Below are 20,129 nucleotides of genomic sequence, written 5' to 3'. Positions count from 1 at the left end.
GCCCATCGATTGGCATTCAGCGTTTCAATGCCTCCCAAAGAATTTCAACGGGATGATAAGCCTTTCTTCCTGCGCCATCTTTGATTTGGTGGCGGCAGCTTGTGCCGGGAGCGGCCACGAGCGCTTCGGCATGCATGCTCCTCACCGCAGGGAGCAACACCAATTCAGCCACCTTCATCGATACCTGGTAATGTTCCTTTTCATAGCCAAACGAGCCCGCCATACCGCAGCAACCGGAAGGAATGGTCTCTACCTCATAGCCACCAGGCAACGAAAGGATCTTGGCTGTAGTATCCACCAGATGGAAGGCTTTTTGGTAGCAATGGCCATGCAGTTTGATTTTACGGACCTCATCCGTAAATTGCGTGGAATCGATATTCCCATCCTCCATTTCCCGGAGGATAAATTCATCGATGAGCAACGCATGTTTAGCCAAACGGTAAGCAGATTCCACCCATTGCTTATCAACCAATTCGGGATACTCGTCACGGAATGTCAAGATAGCGGAAGGCTCAATACCAATTAATGGGGCTTCTGCAGAAATAAGGTCTTTGAGGTATTGGACATTGCGGTTAGCGATGTCCTTCGCTTTGCGTACCAACCCCTTAGAAAGATAAGTACGCCCACTTTCGATATGTTTGGCAAGCCGCACCTCATATCCCAACGTGGTGAGCAGGCGATATGCCGTTTGACCGATACCTACATCATTGTACTCCGTAAACTCATCACAGAATAAATAAACTGGCTTTTTTCGTTTAATGTGCCCATTATCCGATGGATGGATTGTCTGTTGCCGTTCAATCCATTTGCGTAGGGTGATATTGCCCACCTCAGGCAAGGATCGGTCCTGTGCGAAACCGATGACCCACTTCACCAAAGCAGCCAGCGCTTTGTTTTTAACTACGGCATTGTAAAGTCGTGGAAAAAACGAAGCCATTTGTTGGGACTTGGTAAAGTTGGCGATCAGCCATGTCCTGAAAGGCGTACCATTTGCATCGTGATAATGTTGCAAAAATTCCGCTTTCATCTTCGCAACATCTACGCCAGAGGGGCACTCCGTCTTGCAGCCCTTGCAGCTCAAACAGAGATCCATGACTTCCTTGATTTCCGGGTGGTCAAAGCGATTGGCTTTGGGTGAATTCGTAAGAAATTGCCTGAGCATGTTGGCCCGTGCACGGGTCGTGTCCTTTTCCTCACGGGTAGCCATATACGACGGGCACATCGTCCCGCCGGTGATATGCGTCTTACGGCAGTCGCCAGAGCCGGAACATTTTTCGGCTAAGCGCAATATGCTTTCTTGTCTGCTGAAATCAAATGTGGTATCCACCTTGATGGTCGAAGTATCCCGTTCATACCGCAGGAATTTGTCCATCGGCGGCGTATCCACAATTTTGTTCGCATTGAAGATGCCATGTGGATCAAAAATTTCCTTCACCTGTTTCAATAAGGCATATACCCTATTGCCCAACACGTTGCCGATAAATTCCCCACGTAGGCGACCATCGCCATGTTCACCGCTGAGCGATCCGTTATACTTTTTCACCAACCGGGCCGTTTCAGCGAGTACTGCCCGAAAGGTCTTACGGCCATCGGCAGTCTTCAGGTTGATCAACGGTTCCACATGCAATTCGCCTGCCCCCGCATGTGCATAGTAGGAAGCCTTCAGGCCGTGGTTATCCAAAATACCCTGTAAATCGGTGATATATGCCGGCAGATCCTCGGGAGACACCGCACAATCTTCAATAAGATTTACGGGCTGTGTATCGCCCGGCAGGTTGCGTATCAAGCCCAGCCCCGCCTTACGCACATCCCACACCAGGTTGGTTTGTGCACCAGTTATCAAGGGATAGGCATAGCCCAGGCCCTTTGCCGTTAAGTCAGCTTTCAAGGCTCCTGCCTTGCGCTCAACTTCGGCCAAGGTATCACCCCTAAACTCCACCATAAGCATCGCTTCCGGATCCCCCTCAATGAAAAACCGGTTGTATTGGTAAGTCGGGTGTCCCTTGGTAAAGTCCATGATGTATTTATCCACCAATTCAGAAGCTTCAGGATGATGTTGCAGTGCTATCAAATTGGCATGCAACGACTCAATAAGCGTATGGCAGTGGATACACAGCAGCCCGATTTCCTTAGGCGGTAGCGGCAGCAGGTTAAGCTTGGCTTCGGTGAGGATGCCCAATGTCCCTTCTGATCCGGCGAGCAACTTACAGAAATTAAACGGTTGGGAAGGATCGCTGAGTATATCCAATGCATAGCCTGTATTCCGCCGGGTGAGCGATGGCTTGGGGTAGCCGGTTTTGATAGCCTGCTGATTTGCAGGCGCCGATAGGAGATCAGCTATCCAACGGTAAATCTGCCCCTCACGGTTGTCCAATGTCAGCTTGCTGAACAATGCTTGCCCCTCCAACGCCTCGAATACCACTTCCGAACCATCGTCCAGCAATACGTTGGCCGATAGCAAGTGGCTGCGGGTATCGCCCCATACGATGGAATGGAGTCCGCAGGAATTGTTGCCTATCATCCCACCCACCATTGCCCTGCTGGCCGTGGAGGTCTCCGGGCCAAACATCAATCCATACGGCCGGAGGTAGGCATTGAGGTCGTCGCGTACGACACCGGGCTGCACACGTACCCAACGTTCTTCCTTATTCACCTCCAGCACACGGTTGAAGTGTCTGGATACATCCACCACGATGCCATGGCCTACTACCTGCCCGGCCAATGATGTGCCTGCTGTGCGCGGGATCAGCGTGACGCCGTGATTCGAAGCAAAGGCGATGAGCGCCTTCAAATCGGCAATGTCCATTGGGATTGCGACAGCCAACGGGCGCTCTTGGTACACCGAGGCATCCGTGGAATAGGCACGGAGTACCGTTTGGTGCTCCGCGCGTTCGTCATAGTAAAATGAACCTGCTAAGGTTTTCTCCAATTGGGATAATCCAGTCTGTATAGCTGCTGCTTTCATTTTCACGTGTTAAAGATACACATCAACCTTTATTAATTACGGCTTTACTAGCATCTTCCGTATGCCTTTTTTCATACTGGGCTTACGGCAAAGTCCGTGTTATGCTACTATCCTGTTATAATTAACACGGTAATCCATAGCAACATGACAAGCATCCCACCTGATACGGTTTTTGTATTGACATCACATGGCATAAAGCTATCATTTCAAAATGCCTTTACGCAAAAAATAATAGTACGGTGAGCATGGGTTTTTTAAAATCTTGCATGTGTGCAGTGTTTCTGCTCCATATGCTGGCTGGGTATGGGCAAAACCTGGAATTGACAGGCCGGGTCATGGACGCGCAGCATCGCCCACTTCCGCACGCCGCAGTGTCGTTGCTTCGCCTGCCGGACTCCAGCGCCGTCGTTCAAACCATTACGAACAACAACGGGACATTTGACATCACTTTCCGGGGCAACGGATCGTACACCCTCAAAATAAAGCATCTGGGCTACAAAGATTACTATAGCGCAACGCTGGTAACCCCTGCCACCAAACACATGGGTGATATTCCATTAGCCGCGGATATCACTACGCTGGCCACAGTCTCCATCACAGCCAAGCGGCCTACCGTGACGCAACAAATAGACCGGATGACCATAGACGTGGGTGGCAGCGTGCTTACCGAAGGCAATAGCGTATTTGAACTGCTGGAACGTACCCCCGGTGTGACGGTAGAAGGCGACGGGGATTTTGCCATCCAGGGGCGCCGGGGCGCCAAAGTGATGATCGATGGGCGGGCCACATACCTATCCGGCAGCCAGCTGGCATTGCTATTGCGCGGCATGCAGGCCCATGAAGTAGCCAAAGTAGAACTCATGGCCAGCCCTTCAGCCCGGCAGGATGCCGAGGGCAGCGGCGGCATCATCAACATTGTCACCAAAAACCAATCGCCATCCGGTATCGGAGGCGATATGTTTACACGGGGCTCCCATGGAAGGGAACCTCAATACGCATTGGGCGGAAATATCCATGCCAGGGCAGGCAAATGGGTTGCACAGTTGAGCGGCAGCTATGGCCGCGATGAAAACCGCTCGTCTGCCTACGATGAACGCACATTTTTCACTGAACAAGCTGTCGGATTGATCACCCGACAATGGGAAGCAAGCCGTACGGATCCGGGGAGAAATTATGGATTGCGTGCCGGCATCGACTACACGGCAGACAGCACCAGTTCGGTGGGCATTAGCTTTGATTGGATAAAGGGACGCTACCAAAGCTACTCCGATGCGTTCCTGCATTTCCTTGCGCCGGATGAAACCTTGCAACAACAAAACACGACACAAAACCATTTCGATGAAGGCTACAACAACCTGACATTCAACGCACACTACACCAAGCGCTTCCGGGACGATGGGCACACGCTCAACATCAATGTCGATTATGCGCCGCACGGCAATGACTATGACAATGGCTTCCATACGAACTACCACGATGCCACCGGTCTACCATCGGGCTATCCTGCTGCACGGCGCAACATACAGGACTTGGCTAACACGACTTATCTTGGCACCATCGACTATAGCCGCCCGCTGGGTGCAAACAGCAAACTAGAAATCGGGTGGAAAGGAACATATCTTTGGATAAACAACCTCGCCCTCAATGATACGCTCCAAGATGGCACTCGCTGGGTATATGATGCCCTTACCAGCAACCGCTTCCAGTATGGCCAGCATGTGGAGGCTGCCTACGCCATTTATCATACCTCCTGGAAGAAGCTGGGTATCCAAATGGGTATTCGGGGTGAATATACCGGCACCGAAGCCAGGCAGGTGACACTGGAATCGGTGGTCAAGCAGCATTATTTCGACCTCTTCCCCAATTTGTTCCTGAGCTATCCATTGTCGGAAAGGCACCAACTCCGGCTGGCGTACAGCCGCCGCATCGAGCGGCCGGGCGACCACGATGTCAATGCCTTCCGGATATATGCCGACCCGTTCAATTACTTCGAGGGCAATCCCTTTTTGGCTCCCTCGAAAACACATGCACTGGAATTGGGGCATAGCTTTGCCAACAAGTGGTTTACCACACTCTCGTTCAACCGAGGAAGCGATGTCATCATGGATATCACGGGCAAGGGCGAACAAAGCGGGCAGACGTTCAGCCGCCCGGAAAACGTAGGCCATTTTACCAACTATGGCATTAGCATGATGTACAACAGCCCTTTTACCGCTTGGTGGGAAGGTAGCCATTATGCTAATGCGTTCCACAACCGCTATGAAGGCTCGTTTCGCGGTACCGTGTTGGACAACGCCAGCTCCAGTTGGGCCATAAACAGTAGGCATACATTCAGGTACACCGCTTGGCGGGCAGAACTTATCGGATATTACCGATCAGGCATGGCATCCGGTGCTGTCCGCACTGCTCCGAACTATGGGTTGGACATCGGCGTAGATCGGTCGTTCTGGAATAAGCGTGCCAATGTAAAGCTATCGTGTACAGGATTGGTGCGCAATGCTAAGCCCGAAAGCCGTGCTTCTTTTGGCAGTATGGAAACTTATTCGTACAGCAGGCCGGACAACCGGCGGGTAACGCTATCCCTGACTTATCAATTCGGAAGCTGAGGAGCCATGGTCGCCGATGGAAGATTTATTTAATCAGTGTTTTATTTAAAATAAATCTAAATAATTCTATCTTTGTCGCGTTGCTGCTCCAGGCAGCGCATTTATCATGCTGAAACTCGATAAAGACGTGTTTGTAATCACTAAAAGTAGCTTTGAGCAACTGTATCTGCAACATTGGGAACGTTTGTACGTGTTTTGCTACAAGACCATTGAAGATGAGGAAACAGCTAAAGAGGTTGTCCAAGACGTCTTTAAATCGTTATGGGAGCGGCGCACTACCCTCCAATTGCATGAAGTGGAGCGTTATTTAATCCGTTCGGTAAAATTGAGAACCTACGAGCATATCCGTAACAAGGTCATCCGGACACAGCACCATGAAGTCCTTCTACAGCGTTCCGCGACCCACTATACCGATGACTATATCGGCACACAGGAGCTCTTGTCACGGATCAAACAACTGGTCAATACCTTACCAAAGCAATGCAAACACGTATTCCAGTTGAGCCGGGATCAAGGATTGACCAACCGAGAGATTGCCAGCCAGCTGTATATTTCCGAGCGGGCGGTCGAATATCACATCAGCCGCGCATTGCGCACCCTGAAGACCCACTTGTCCGATTACATTGGTTAAGCAAAGTTGTCATGCCATTGCTGGATTTTCTTTATCTTTGTGGGGCAACAGTTTGTCATGAATATCGATAAGGAGCTTCTGGAAAAATATCATTTGGGATTGTGTTCGCCAGAAGAGCAGCTTTTTGTTGAAAAATGGTTGGCCGATGATACACTGGATGTCGATTCAGCCCTCCCAATAACGAATCGAACAGCCGTGCAGCACGAGATATGGGCATCTGTACTTCCGCATATGGATACACCGGTCGCTCCATTGCCGGAAAAACGACCTAAAATCGTTTCATTAGTCTGGCGATTGGGTGGAGTTGCAGCATTGGCGGCGATGCTATGGAGTTTATGGCCCCGAAAGGCTGACCTCCAACGGGAAATGGTATTTGACAATTCGAAGAGTGTTTCCCCGCTTTGGATCAGGCAAGCGAATTATGACATCCTGCTCGGCGAAGCATCAAGCGCAAAAATCAATATTGGCACCGGGAAGCTGGAAGTAGCGGGAAACCTTTTATTCAAACCAAAACGCAACATTGAGATTCTCAAAAGCGGCGTGCCCATCCTGTTGAAACAAGGGGAAACCTATATCGTACTGGAATCCACTGATGCCGAAACACAGTTTATCTTCACCAAAAGTGAAATGACGTTTCTCCCGCCAGCGGTACAACGTAGGTTGAAACAGCAACTTAACCTTTCTTAACTCCGGGAGCCCCATGAGGAAATACGTCCTTTATTATGGTCTGCTGGCTTGTTGGTTTTTAGCCTGCATGCCTGCTCAGCATCCTGCTCACCACACCAAACAAACTACCGGAACCTATTCGCTGTACATGCTCACCAAGGATGATGGCAACTGTGTTGTCATTGCCAACAACCTCGAACAGGATAGCTTATCAGCTGAAGTGGACGGTATCCCCCTTTCTACGGAGACTTTTGACCGTTCCATGATGGTCAAAAACGGTCATTACTACCACATCGACAAGGCCATTGACCAGTTGGTGAAATATCGGCTGACCGCGGATAGCCTGCAAGCCCTTGCTACCTTACCAATGGCGGATAAGCACATTGAAAACAGTTACTGGAGCGATGATCATACACTGATACTTTTTACGCTTGATGACAAGACCTATGCTACGCTGGAATACCACGTCATTGATGTAGATGCATTCAAACTGATCCGTAGCGGTATCATAGACCTACCAAAGTCAATAGGCGATTATAACACGCTCTCCATTGGTTTCAGCAATTTCCGACAGCATGAAGTCATCATCGGCTATTGCTACCACCAATATACCGGGATCACGGAATACACGACCATCGACACGCTTTACACCGCTATCCTGGCCTATCCTTCTATGGCCTTAAAGGCCATCCACAAAGATGCCCGCTCTGCCTATCCCGGCGGAATCAATACGGTGCAAAGTTATAACTTCACGGATGAAAAAGGGGATTTCTATTTCATGAGTTGCCCCGGTATTGCACTCGGCAATATGCCAGACCTGCCAACGGCGATCTTTAAAATACCGGCTGCAGCGGATACGATCGATCCGGATTATTGGATCAATATCTCCGAGCAAATCGGCAACCATGCCTACGGCATGTGGTCAATCGGATACGGGAAAGCCATCATCCGGAGCGAACGGAAAGATAAGTACACGAATTTTTCTGATCACCACAGCACATACCAGTTTGAATACTATGTGGTGGATTTGACCAAGCAGTCACTTACCAAATTGGATTTGCCACTGGATAAGGGCACGCGCAAGGAATCGGTATTGGTCCAAGGCGACAAAGCCTATATTGCCATTGACGATGCCGCAGACAACCACCAGTTGTGGGTATATGATATCCCCTCGGGAGCCATCAATCCGGGATTAAAACTAACCGGGGGTACAGATTATATCCTGCGTGTAGATTTCCAATAATATTTCTTCTTTTTTTTCGTACCGGACTTCGGTAAAACTCGCCACGTGCTACATTTCCTAAACAAGTAGGTAAATATGTCAAAATTAAAGATAGCGGGATTAGCCATCGGGCTATTCATGTCTGTTTTTTTAGGTTATGCACAACAAGTCGGGCAACTAACGGGCCATATCGTATCAACAGCAAACCAAGGAATACCGGGAATTACCATTCAGATCCAACATCACACCTTGGGAACACTATCCGAAGAAGATGGTTCCTTTTCGCTCCACAACATTCCGTATGGCAAGCATATCTTGGAAATTTCAGGTGTAGGCTACCTCACCCAAACGCAGCAGTTGGTCATAGGGCCACAACCTATTGCAAACCTGACCATCATTTTGGAGGCCCAAAACAATGCACTGGAGACGGTAGATGTCGTCGGCAAAACAGCGAGCAAGCAACTCAAAGAGTCCGGTTTCCACGTCAATGCCATCGAAACCCGACAATATGCCAACACCACAGCCGACCTCAACCAGATACTGAATCGGAGCACGGGCATCCGCATCCGCGAAGCCGGAGGCTTGGGATCCAACTTCAATTTTTCCATCAATGGACTTTCCGGCAAAGCGGTAAAGTATTTCATCGATGGCGTACCGATGGAACTGCTTGGCAGTGCCATGAGCCTCAATAATATTCCCGTCAACCTGGCGGAGCGGCTTGAAGTTTATAAAGGTGTAGTGCCCGTAGACCTGGGTGCCGATGCTATGGGCGGTGCCATTAATGTAGTTACCAACCAACAAGCCCGGAACTTCTTGGATATCAGCCACAGCTATGGTTCTTTTAATACGAATCGCTCGGCCCTGCATGGGCAATATGTACATCCCGAGACGGGCCTGACCGTCCGTGGCAGTGGCTTTTTCAATTATTCGGACAACAACTACCTGATGAAGGAGATTGAATTGCTGGACGGTGCTATTCTGGATGGCGACCGGATTGTCGACGATAGCAAAGCCCAGTTTGTGCAAGGCACGGCCCGGCGCTTCCACGACCAATACCGATCGGCAATGGGGCAGTTGGAAGTGGGCGTAAGCCAAAAGAAATGGGCCGATGTGCTCTTCGGTAGTATTGGCTATACCACCATCGACCAAGATCTGCAAACCGGATTTGACCAACGCACCGTATACGGCAATGTAACCCGCGAAAGCAAAGCCTACAGCGGCTCGCTGCGCTACAAGAAGGATAACCTTTTTGTAGAAGGTCTCCATACCAACCTCTTTCTATCCTATTCGCACGATCATTTCATCACAGCGGACACACTGATGCGCCAGTATTTCTGGGACGGCACCTGGAAAAGCGGCCGTGCGACCGCCGAAATGGGCGGCATCCGATCGCTGGGCAACATCATCAGGCCACGTATCTACGGACGCGTCAATGCCAGCTACCTCCTCAATGAACAGCACAGCTTTAACGTCAACTACACGTTGGACAATGTCAAAAATGAATCCTACAATGCACTGATCACTTCCGGTGACGACACGCCCGGCATACTGCGGAAACAAATCGCCGGGTTGGCTTACCAGCAAACGCTTTTTCAACAAAAATGGGTCAACACCTTTTTTGTCAAACAGTATCTTCTTGGCATGGAGCAGGAAAAATACCGTGATGGTGCTTATGCAATGGCAGATACAAGTTTCGCCAAATACGGATATGGGTTGGCCAGCCGCTATCGGATTAATGACGCCCTGGGCATCAAATTTTCGGTAGAGCATGCGTATCGCTTGCAGGAAACGGAGGAAATGTTTGGCGATGGGCTCAACGTCCAGCCCAACCCTGATTTGCTTCCCGAAAGCAGCAATAACCTCAATTTAGGGGCATACTACCAGCGCCAAATCCAGCAGCACCAGTTTTTTGTAGAGGCGTCCGGTTTCTACCGGGATGCCAAAGACTTTATTTATACCGTGCCCGACCAACGTTCCAATGCACTCAAAAACGAAAATAAATCCAATGTGCGTGTACATGGTTTTGAAGCCGAAGCACGCTACCAGTATGGCAGCCTGCTGACTTTCAACGTCAATGCTACCTATGAAAACGCCATCAACACCACCAAATTCAGTCAAGGCGGAACCAGCGTACCCGAAGCTACGTACAAAAACAAGATCCCTAACCGGCCTTGGTTCTACGGCAATGCCGACCTCAGCATCGGGAAAGACAACCTACTTGGTAAGGATACCCGACTGACATTCAATTGGTACAGCCAATATGTGCACTGGTTTTACTTGACGTGGGAAAAATACGGCAACGTCAACGGCAAGTCAAACATCCCCACCCAACTGGTGCACAACGCCATGATTACCTATTCCCTGCAAAATGGCCGATATAACCTATCTGCCGAATGCCGCAACCTGACAGACGAACTGGCCTATGACAATTTCCGCCTGCAAAAGCCGGGCAGATCGTATGCGGTCAAGCTGCGCTATTTCATCCATTAAATGAGTCACTCAATCGTTCACTAATTAAATCATTAATATAACACGATAACAGCATGAACAAATTCATTTCAACCACATCTAAGGCCTTAATAGTGCTTCTATCTGGCTTCTTCGTTGCCGCCTGCAATGATGATGATGGCCCCACACCGACTCCCGAACCCGAAAGCGGACAGTATTCGCTCGTGCTCTGTGTAGGGAGCTGGCCCAATACAGCTTACTACATTGCCGATTTGCCGTCCCTTACCGAAGGACAGGTAAGTCTCGCAGGCAACGGCGCGGAAATGACCGGTAAGGTCTATGCACAAGACGTGATCCAACGGAACGGCTTCTACTATCACGCCAATTCCGGCAGTGGTCGCTTCGGCAAGTATCACGTTGAAAACGGTGCACTCGTCACTGACAAAGAAATCCCTTTCAGCTGGCTTGATTGGAGCTCCTATGCCTGGATTAATGACCAGACGTTGGTTATCTTTGGTACGGGCGACAACGAGGGCCGCTATGCAAAAGTCAACGTTGCGGACATGAGCGTCACCACGGGAACCCTTGACCTGGAGGGCTTCCCCGATGGTTTTGATACCTATAGCATCGGTTTTGCCGAATACCGTGACAACAAGCTATTTGTCGGATATGGTTTCATGTCTTCGGACTGGAGCTTATACCCGGATATGCCCGTATACCAGTCGTTGTATATCGCCGTCATCGATTACAACACCATGCAGACCGAAAAGACCCTGAGCGATACCCGTTCTACGACACCTGGCGGCCCCACGGTCTATGCACCCGCTTCCTTCATCGATGAAAACAATGATATCTATTTCATCACTGACCCGGTATACAACTACGATTACAACTCACCATCCATGGTGTATCGCATTAAAAGCGGCAGTACCGATCTGGATGCGGCGTATGCCTTCAATTTCTCCGCAGCTACGCAGAATGGTATGGGCCCTGCGATGTGGCATATCGGCAACGGCAAGGCCATCGTGCGTACCCGCGTTGCCGGCCAATCCATCGATGCCGAACATTCTTTCAGCGTCATTGATGTAAGGAATGGTAGCTTCATCAAAAAATTGGATTTGCCTGCTGACAAAGGAGAGCGCATGGTGCAAGCCGTCATCGTTGAAAACGGCAAGGCATATATTGCCGTCAATGCCGACCGCGACTTTATCTGGGAATATGACCCTGCTACAGACCAATTGAAACAAGGTGCCGAAATCGTGGGTGGTGTGGATTTTGTCTTGCGCTTAGAAAAGCTGAACTAATGCGTATCCGACGTAGCGCGATGGCTATCGTAAGCTGGCTGCACCGCTGGCTCGGTATCGTATCCGGGATGGCGGTACTCATCATCTGTATTACCGGATGCATACTGGTTTTCGAACAGGAAATAAACCAGCTGCTATACCCTTGGCTACGTGTAGAACAGCAGGCCGCCAATGACCAGCTGCCTCCATCTGAAATCAAAGCCCGCGTAGAACAGCAATTGCCCGGCACGGAAGTACATAGCCTTTGGTACTATGGCCTCGATAAGTCTGTAAAAATCAGCACCGAAAACAACGCTGTTGTCTACGCCAGTCCTTATACGGCCGAGGTATTAAGCACGGTCGAGCACGAGGATCTTTTCCATTGGATTGAACAAGGCCATCTCTATCTATGGTTTCCGCCAGCCGCCGGAAGGCAAGTAGTGGGCTGGTCCACATTTGTTTTTTTCGTATTGCTCATTACCGGACTAGTACTGTGGTATCCCAAACGATGGACCAAAAAGACGGTGGAAAGCAGCTTTACCATCCGATGGAAGGCCCGGCTTAAGCGGCTAAACTACGACTTACACAACGTACTGGGTTTCTATGCATTGATAATAGCGTTGGTGATGACCATTACTGGCTTGGTAATGAGCTTTCCTTGGATGAGACAAACAGTATTTTGGATGGCCGGAGGAACCCGCGTAGCGCCGCCAGCGGAAGTGGCCATCCCTCCTGTTGCGCATATGGCTACCCAATTGGATATGGCCCAAGCTGTAGACGCTGTATGGCTAAAAGTACGTAAAGAAATCGCCCGTCACAACCGGGAAGCTGTCATCGTACATTTTCCCCACGACGAGCAAGAGCCGATATATGCGTGTACGGATATGTATGGCGGATCTTGGCGCGACCTGCTGTTCGACCAGACGACCCTTCAACTGCTGCCGGACAGTCAACGCCCGATTGGCGAAGAACATATCTCGCGGTGGCTTATGCGTGCTAACTATGGTCTGCATGTTGGCGAAATCGGAGGCCTCACGACCAAAGTCATTTATTTTCTGGCCAGCCTCGTCTGCGCCAGCCTGCCTATCACCGGGTTTTATATCTGGTGGGGCAAAAGGAAAAAAAGAAAAAGAAAGCCGGGAAAAATGGCGATCAAGCAATCATTTCGTACTTATTTAAAGACATAAAGACTATAATTTGCCTCCTGGTCTATCGCCGGGAGGCTTTTTTTTGGCAGCAAGCGCTTGCAAAAGTCATCAATTTAATGCACCTTGTATCCGAATACTATCCTATTATTGGACCACGATGAAGAGAAGAAATTTCATCCAGCATGGGATGTTAGCTGTGCTGCCTTGTACAAGTGCGTTTAACTGCCTTCAGCGTTTCTTAGCAGCAAACGATTACCTGATGACGGTCAATGGCCCGATACCGCTCATGAAGGCCGGTTTTGTACTGCCGCATGAGCACATTCTGGTTGATTTTATCGGCGCCGACCAAGTGAGCCCTTCGCGCTATGTAGCAGACGAAGTGCATGATGCTGTTCTGCCCCATTTAAAACAAGCTCACCTCCACGGTGTACAAACCTTTGTGGACTGCACGCCCGAATGGCTGGGTCGTGATGTCAAACTCTTACAGCGGCTCTCAGACGCCTGCGGGATGCATATCATCACGAATACGGGCTACTATGGAGCAGCCAAGGAAAAATACCTTCCTCCTCATGCATATACCGAATCGGCAGAACAACTGGCCGCGCGGTGGACAACCGAGTGGAAGGAAGGCATTGGCGACACACCGATAAGGCCCGGAATCATCAAAACGGGGGTAGATAACTATCCGTTATCGGAAGTACAGCAAAAGCTGATCAAGGCGGCAGCGCTTACCCATCTTGAAACCGGACTGACGATTTTCGTGCATACCGGAGATGGGAAAGCCGCACTTGAACAGTTGAAGCTCATCGAAGGCGTGGGCGTAAAGGCCGACGCCTGGGTATGGACCCATGCGCAAAACGAATCGGACACGGCTATACACGTTCAGGCTGCAAAGGCCGGCGGTTGGATTGCTTTTGACGGGTTACATCCGCAGTTGGCAGACCGGTATGTAGCCTTTCTAAACGACATGAAAAAGCAGCAGTTGCTGCATCGGGTTTTATTATCGCACGATGCCGGTTGGTACCAAGTAGGTACTCCGCGCGGGGGAGTTTTCCGACCGTATATTTCCGTGTTCAACGATCTCATCCCCGCCCTGAAAAAAGCGCGGTTTACCGATAGCGAACTAACCCTGCTTTTTAAAACGAATCCTGCCAATGCATTAGCGGTAAAAGTCAGAAGAGCTTCTTATCCAACATAAAATATGCCTGATATCATCATCTACGGATCGACGGCAGGTTAAACGGCGATTGGATAACCATGCAGCTCAGGCAATCAGAATAAAAGAAGTAAGAATTCAATAAAAAACGCTTATTTTTCGCCCATGAAAGCACCTATTCATTGGATATTACTTCTTGTGGCTGCCTTTGTGGCCCATAGCCAAGAAACAATTGGCCAAGCCGCTTATTTCCCTCCGGCATCTACCTGGCAGCACCAGTCCCCGGCACGCCTGGGATTGGACGCACAGGCGATGGATCAAGCGGTTGAGTTTGCAAAAGGACATGAAGCAAAAACAGTTCGCGAAGGTCTATTGGGCCAAATTCAAAGCTTTGGAAGAGAACCATTAAGCGATCCGATTGGCCCGCTTCAAGATCGCGGCGGGGCTACCGGACTCGTGATTTATAAAGGCTATATTGTGGCTGAATGGGGTGATCCTTCCCGCGTAGACATCACACACAGCGTCACCAAAAGTTTCTTGTCTACCGTGGTTGGGCTAGCCGTTGATCAGGAGCTGATCGGCAGCACAACAGATACAATAGCCTCAGCGATCCCTCCGATAGAAATCTATCATGCAGAAGGCAAGACACCCCCTGAACTCATCCGTCCCTTTGAATCGGCACACAACCGCAAACTCACCTGGGAGGTGATGCTGAGGCAAACCAGCGATTGGGAGGGTACCCTATGGGACAAACCCGACTGGGCAGATAGGCCACAGGGCGATATCGATCAATGGAAAACCCGAGAGCGCCATGAGCCCGGCACGGTCTGGAAATACAACGATGTCCGGGTGAATGCATTGGCGCTGGCAGCTACCGCCATCTGGCGGAAGCCCCTCCCGCAAGTGCTGAAGGAATACATCATGGATCCGATTGGCGCATCCAATACGTGGCATTGGACAGGGTACCATAATTCATGGATTGTCCTTAATGGCCAGCTTATGCAATCGGTAAGCGGCGGCGGCCACTGGGGCGGCGGCCTGTTTATCAATGCATATGATATGGCACGGTTTGGTTTGCTCACCCTACACCATGGCAATTGGAATGGCAAGCAACTCATCAGTGAGCAATGGGTAAAACAGGCATTGACGCCCACAACAACCAATACAGGCTACGGGTATATGAACTGGTTTTTGAATACAGACAAAAAACTACTCCCCTCAGCCCCAGAAGGCGCTTGGGTACATATTGGCAACGGTACAAACATGATCTACTGCGATCCGGAACATGATCTGGTCGTAGTAGCCCGCTGGATCGAAAACAAAGAAATGGACGGTTTGATAAGCAACGTGCTCAAAGCAGTACGCTGACGGCACAGCGCTTTTTTCTCACAACCGCAAACAATTTACCGCTTCCGCTGTCTACGATACAAAGTTAGACTTAAGTTATCGAGGTATGAAGGCAAAAGTATATGCGTTGTTGGCGATTGTGATGTTATCATTCACATTCAGTACACCGGTAGCCGCCAAGGTAATGGACGAGCACCCCGGCAAGAAAATGGATATGACCGAGGCCGCAGCGGAAGCCAAACTGGCCGAAATGCGCGCACGGGTGGCCGAAATCAAGGCCATGGATAAATCGAACCTGAGCAAAGGGGAGCGCAAAGCTCTTAAAAAAGAGCTGCGTGATATGAACAAAAAGGCGCGTGCCTTGGGTTCAGGCGGAGTTTACCTGTCCGTAGGTGCTATCATTCTCATTATTTTGGTGCTAATACTCATTCTTTAGGCCGTCTACTCGGCATAGCATTAGAAAATGCGTAGCCAGCGCTACTTTGCAAAACAATTCCATTTCAACTTGCAAAGAAACTGGAATATTCACTACTTTTAGCCGTGACAAAAGTAAGTGAAAAGTAAGCTACGGCACCTTCCATACATAACCTGAGCCTCGCCAACGGTTTTTGAAAGGAATTACCGGGGCTAATACGACCTCTTGAACCATGAAAAAGACAATCCTTCTATTGGCGTTTGCGCTGGCAATGACCCATGCCCAAGGCATGCAACAAGAAACCGACAGCCTGAAAAATCTACTGTTGACAGCAAACGAAGACACGGCAAAAGTGGATATCCTGCTGCAATTTGCTCCCTATTGGACAGGATCCAAACCCGACAGCGCATTAATGATGGCGCAACGCGCCCTTGATCTATCCCGGAAGCTACATTATAAAAAAGGTGAAGCCAAAAGCCTGAACTACGTGGGGCTTGCATACAGTGTCATCGGCAATCTCCCCAAGGCGCTCAGTCACTACCTGGAGGCACTAAAATTGAACGAAGCACGCAATGACTTACTCGAGATGGCCAAAAACATGGGTAATATTGCTCAAATATATCACCTGCAAGGCGATGGTCGCCAACAGGTTGACTACCTGTTGAAAACCAAACATATACTGGAAACCATCGACAACAAAAACGTTTTGATTATCGCACTTGCCAACTTGGGCGGGTCTTATTTGGGCATCGAAATGTTGGATTCGGCGCGGATATACACTTCCCAAGCATTTGAGCTTGCGGAGCAGTTGCAAAATACATACGTAATGACCACCTGTATCGCAAACTTGGGCCATATTAATAAAGAGATGGGCAATCTGGACATTGCATTGGCCTATTACCGAAAAGCATCCGCTTATTACGAAACGCAGAATGAAGACGACGGATTCGCTCAGATACTCCTTGCCAAAGCGGAAATTTTCCGTGATATCAGTCAGGCAGATTCCAGTCTGCGGGATGCCAAGAAGGCATTCACGTTAGCTGCAAACGGTGGATTTATCTCGGAAATTTTGACGACCAGCAAGTTTTTGGTAGACCACTATAAGAAGACGGGGAGACTGGACAGTGCCCTCCATTACCAGGATCTATACGTCACCGCCAAGGATAGCCTGTTTAGCCAGGAAAAAATGAAAGAGATACAAGCACTTTCCTTTGCAGAGCAGCAACGCCAGGAAGAACTGGCCGAAATGAAACGTCTCGAAGAAGCAGCCAGAAAAAAAAATATACAAATGGCAGGTATCGCGGTATTTCTCCCCATCTTCTTTCTGTTCACCTTATACCTAAGCCGCACCAACGTCAAACCACGGACAATAGAGTTTTTGGGGTTGGTCATCTTGTTGTTGCTGTTCGAATTCATCAGTACCATCATTGGCCCATTGGTGGGGTATATGGAACACCTGACAACGAATTCCGTAGCAATGAATATGCTGATTCATATTGGCGTAGCGTTATTGTTGGCTCCCATCCGCAAACCTATAGATCGCTGGGTAAAAGCGAAGCTGTTGCATAAAAATTACCGAACTGCTCCCGTTGCTTCCCCCCTAAAATAAAAAATCCCTGTTTCACTGCTGAAACAAGGATCCGCCCCAATGGGGTTAGGGGCTATCAACCTAAACCTAATGCAAAGGTAGCAAATTAAATCCATACCCACCAATAGAACGATAAAATCCGGGCATGTTTAATGCCTGATATTTTTCCTGCCATTGTTATTTCGGTTTGTCTCAACGACTTAAAATATGCATCTTTACGGCGGTGTCGTGCTATACAGTAGGCAAAGCGGCATGACCGAAACTATTAGTTATTCAGCAATACTTAAACGATAAAATTTGTCATTTTCAAATCTAAATCTTGCCGAATCCTTATTAAAGGCGTTGGAGGCATCGGGATACCAGCAACCTACCCCTATTCAACAGCAGGCTATCCCTGCTATCCTTAGAAAACGAGACGTGCTTGCCTGTGCACAGACGGGAACAGGCAAGACAGCGGCATTTGCACTGCCAATCATCCAGCATTTACTGCGCTCCACGCCGAGTGCACCATCAATAGGACCACGAGCACTTATCATCGCTCCCACAAGGGAACTGGCTATCCAAATAGACGAAAACATAGCGGCTTACACGCGCTTCACATGCATAGGCCACGCGGCGGTGTTCGGCGGCGTATCGTTAAGTGGCCAAATCAGCGAATTGCAAAAAAAACCTGAGATGCTGGTTGCCACACCGGGTCGGCTACTCGATTTGCATGCACAGCGGGAGTTGTCTCTTCAAAATGTGGCTTTTCTTGTATTGGATGAAGCAGACCGGATGCTCGATATGGGCTTCATCAAGGATATCAAAAAAATTGTCAGCCTCATTCCCACCGACCGCCATACCTCGTTATTTTCAGCAACCATGCCCATTGACATAACGAACCTGGCAAATACAATGCTGAGCAATCCAGAACAGATCGCTGTGACACCCGTTGCATCTACGGTGGATAAAATTTCACAAGCAATCTACCCGGTTGCAAAAACGGATAAAGCCAATTTGTTGATTTACCTGATCTTAAAAGAAGATCATGCTGCAAACATCCTGGTCTTTTCACGGACGAAGTACGGGGCGGACAGAATCGCGAGAAAGCTTAAAAAAAATGGCATTTCTGCTGAAGCCATTCATGGTGACAAAAAGCAGCAGACACGACAAAACACACTGGCTGCCTTCAAAAGCGGGAAAATCCAAGCCTTGGTGGCTACCGATATTGCCGCCAGGGGCCTTGATATAGACCGCCTGCAGTTGGTAATCAACTACGACCTGCCCAATGAGCCGGAAACTTATGTGCATCGAATCGGCCGGACCGGAAGAGCTGGTGAAAGTGGTCGAGCGCTCTCATTCTGTTCTCCGGAAGAGGAGGAATACCTATCGCAAATTATCAAGTTGATAAAACAACAGATCCCTTTGGTGGCCGACCACCCATTTGTGGCCGTAAATGAGGAATCCCACCAGGATCAGGTGAACAAGCCCGTGCCCCCCAAACCGAAAAAAAAGAAAAAACGCAAACGGCCTAAGGCCCATACCCCCGCATAGACGGCGGCATAGCGTCTGAAGGGGGAACGTCAAACAGTTTCAATTGCACATCGCTTGCTTTTTCGTGACGTTCAGTTTCAGACGTTTCAAAATTGGATATGCCTACACCCAACAGACGCACTTTTCGATCGTGCAAATCCGCTTTAGCCACCAGTTGCTCCACCACCTGGAAAATATCGCCTTTGTCGGCGATGAGGACCGGAACCGTATGACTGCGGGTCATCAAGGCAAAGTCATGAAATTTGAATTTAACGGTGACCGTCCTTCCCTTCAATTGGGTGCTTTGCAGCCGGGAGGCCAACTTAGCGGTGAGCCGATCCAATGCTACCAGCATCTCTTCGACAACCGCGATATCTTGCTGATAGGTATCCTCCACACTTACGGATTTCGTCTCCCGATGGGATTGAACCTCCCGGTGGTCTATTCCCCGCACAATTTGGTAATAAAACCGTCCCGGCTTGCCAAAATGATGGATCATGGCTTCTTCGGAAAGTTTCTTAAGGTCGGCACCGGTATGGAAGCCCAACGCGTTCATTTTTGCGGCGGTGACCTTGCCCACGCCAAAAAACTGCTCTACCGGAAGTTTTTCCATAAACGCCTCGACTTTGGAAGGGCCAATAAAGGTAAGTCCGTCCGGCTTTTGCAGATCCGACGCGATCTTGGCCACAAATTTATTAACGGAAATACCCGCCGATGCCGTCAACTGCAACTCCTCGCTGATGGCCTGCTTTATCCGCTTGGCAATATCGATAGCAGAGCCTATGCCCTGCTTGTCTTCCGTGACATCTAAATAGGCCTCATCCAATGACAGCGGCTCAATGACATCGGTATAACGGCGGAAGATTTCCCGGATATGGCGAGATGCGGCTTTATATGCGTCAAAACGCGGGCGCACGAATAGCACTTCCGGACAAAGACGGAGCGCGGTTTTGGAAGGCATGGCCGATCGGATACCAAATTTGCGCGCTTCATAACTTGCCGTGGCCACCACGCCGCCACGCCCCTCAGGCGAACCGCCGACGACAAGCGGCTTGCCCCGGTATTCGGGGAAATCCCGCTGCTCTACCGAAGCATAAAACGCATCCATATCGATGTGAATGATTTTACGTTGTCTCGCCATA

The 20,129-nt window shown here is 49.6% G+C and carries 14 protein-coding genes; 12 read left to right on the top strand and 2 right to left on the bottom strand.

Going from position 1 to position 20,129, the window contains the following annotated elements:
- Window positions 1–16: 16 nt before the first annotated feature.
- Entirely contained in the window at window positions 17–2,965 is a 2,949-nt protein-coding gene (locus BMW65_RS17790; RefSeq protein ID WP_090607425.1) for an FAD-binding and (Fe-S)-binding domain-containing protein, read from the bottom strand.
- Between the two features lie 266 nt (window positions 2,966–3,231).
- Between BMW65_RS17790 and BMW65_RS17785 the strand changes: the two genes are divergently transcribed.
- The 12 genes from BMW65_RS17785 to BMW65_RS17730 all read left to right on the top strand — a co-directional run bounded on the left by BMW65_RS17785 (window position 3,232) and on the right by BMW65_RS17730 (window position 19,008).
- A complete protein-coding gene (locus BMW65_RS17785; protein ID WP_177181198.1) occupies window positions 3,232–5,571 on the top strand; it encodes an outer membrane beta-barrel protein in 2,340 nt (779 codons plus the stop codon).
- Between the two features lie 106 nt (window positions 5,572–5,677).
- Window positions 5,678–6,202 carry an RNA polymerase sigma-70 factor gene (locus tag BMW65_RS17780; protein WP_090607421.1) on the top strand — a complete coding sequence of 175 codons (525 nt, stop codon included), beginning with the start codon at window positions 5,678–5,680 and terminating at the stop codon, window positions 6,200–6,202.
- Between the two features lie 57 nt (window positions 6,203–6,259).
- Window positions 6,260–6,889 carry a hypothetical protein gene (locus BMW65_RS17775; RefSeq protein ID WP_090607419.1) on the top strand — a complete coding sequence of 210 codons (630 nt, stop codon included), beginning with the start codon at window positions 6,260–6,262 and terminating at the stop codon, window positions 6,887–6,889.
- Between the two features lie 13 nt (window positions 6,890–6,902).
- Window positions 6,903–8,111, top strand: a complete 1,209-nt coding sequence (locus tag BMW65_RS17770) for a hypothetical protein (RefSeq protein ID WP_143053919.1) — start codon at window positions 6,903–6,905, stop codon at window positions 8,109–8,111.
- 75 nt (window positions 8,112–8,186) lie between these two features.
- Window positions 8,187–10,580 carry a TonB-dependent receptor gene (locus BMW65_RS17765; protein WP_177181197.1) on the top strand — a complete coding sequence of 798 codons (2,394 nt, stop codon included), beginning with the start codon at window positions 8,187–8,189 and terminating at the stop codon, window positions 10,578–10,580.
- Between the two features lie 53 nt (window positions 10,581–10,633).
- On the top strand, window positions 10,634–11,842 hold the full coding sequence (locus BMW65_RS17760; RefSeq protein ID WP_090607416.1) for a DUF4374 domain-containing protein: 1,209 nt from the start codon (window positions 10,634–10,636) through the stop codon (window positions 11,840–11,842).
- The gene (locus tag BMW65_RS17755) at window positions 11,842–13,008 is read left to right on the top strand and encodes a PepSY-associated TM helix domain-containing protein (RefSeq protein WP_245747676.1); all 1,167 of its coding nucleotides are present in this window, start codon (window positions 11,842–11,844) and stop codon (window positions 13,006–13,008) included. The genes BMW65_RS17760 and BMW65_RS17755 overlap by 1 nt, the downstream gene beginning before the upstream one ends.
- Window positions 13,009–13,126: 118 nt before the next feature.
- Entirely contained in the window at window positions 13,127–14,167 is a 1,041-nt protein-coding gene (locus BMW65_RS17750; protein ID WP_090607414.1) for a phosphotriesterase family protein, read from the top strand.
- A gap of 123 nt (window positions 14,168–14,290) precedes the next feature.
- Window positions 14,291–15,493, top strand: coding sequence for a serine hydrolase domain-containing protein (locus tag BMW65_RS17745; protein ID WP_090607412.1), 1,203 nt, complete (start codon window positions 14,291–14,293; stop codon window positions 15,491–15,493).
- Between the two features lie 85 nt (window positions 15,494–15,578).
- Window positions 15,579–15,908 (top strand): hypothetical protein, encoded by a 330-nt coding sequence (locus BMW65_RS17740; RefSeq protein WP_090607411.1) that lies wholly within the window; start codon window positions 15,579–15,581, stop codon window positions 15,906–15,908.
- Between the two features lie 211 nt (window positions 15,909–16,119).
- Window positions 16,120–17,496 (top strand): tetratricopeptide repeat protein, encoded by a 1,377-nt coding sequence (locus BMW65_RS17735; RefSeq protein WP_090607409.1) that lies wholly within the window; start codon window positions 16,120–16,122, stop codon window positions 17,494–17,496.
- A 276-nt stretch (window positions 17,497–17,772) separates the two neighbouring features.
- Window positions 17,773–19,008 (top strand): DEAD/DEAH box helicase, encoded by a 1,236-nt coding sequence (locus BMW65_RS17730; RefSeq protein WP_090607408.1) that lies wholly within the window; start codon window positions 17,773–17,775, stop codon window positions 19,006–19,008.
- Here the strand turns inward: BMW65_RS17730 and dinB are convergent.
- Window positions 18,986–20,128, bottom strand: a complete 1,143-nt coding sequence (gene dinB / locus BMW65_RS17725; protein WP_090607406.1) for a DNA polymerase IV — start codon at window positions 20,126–20,128, stop codon at window positions 18,986–18,988. The two genes, BMW65_RS17730 and dinB, sit on opposite strands and share 23 nt — an antisense overlap.
- Between the last annotated feature and the right edge of the window lies 1 nt (window position 20,129).

The sequence above is a fragment of the Parapedobacter koreensis genome (assembly GCF_900109365.1).
Taxonomy (GTDB): Bacteria; Bacteroidota; Bacteroidia; order Sphingobacteriales; family Sphingobacteriaceae; genus Parapedobacter; species Parapedobacter koreensis.
This window is presented reverse-complemented; position numbering and strand designations above follow the sequence as displayed.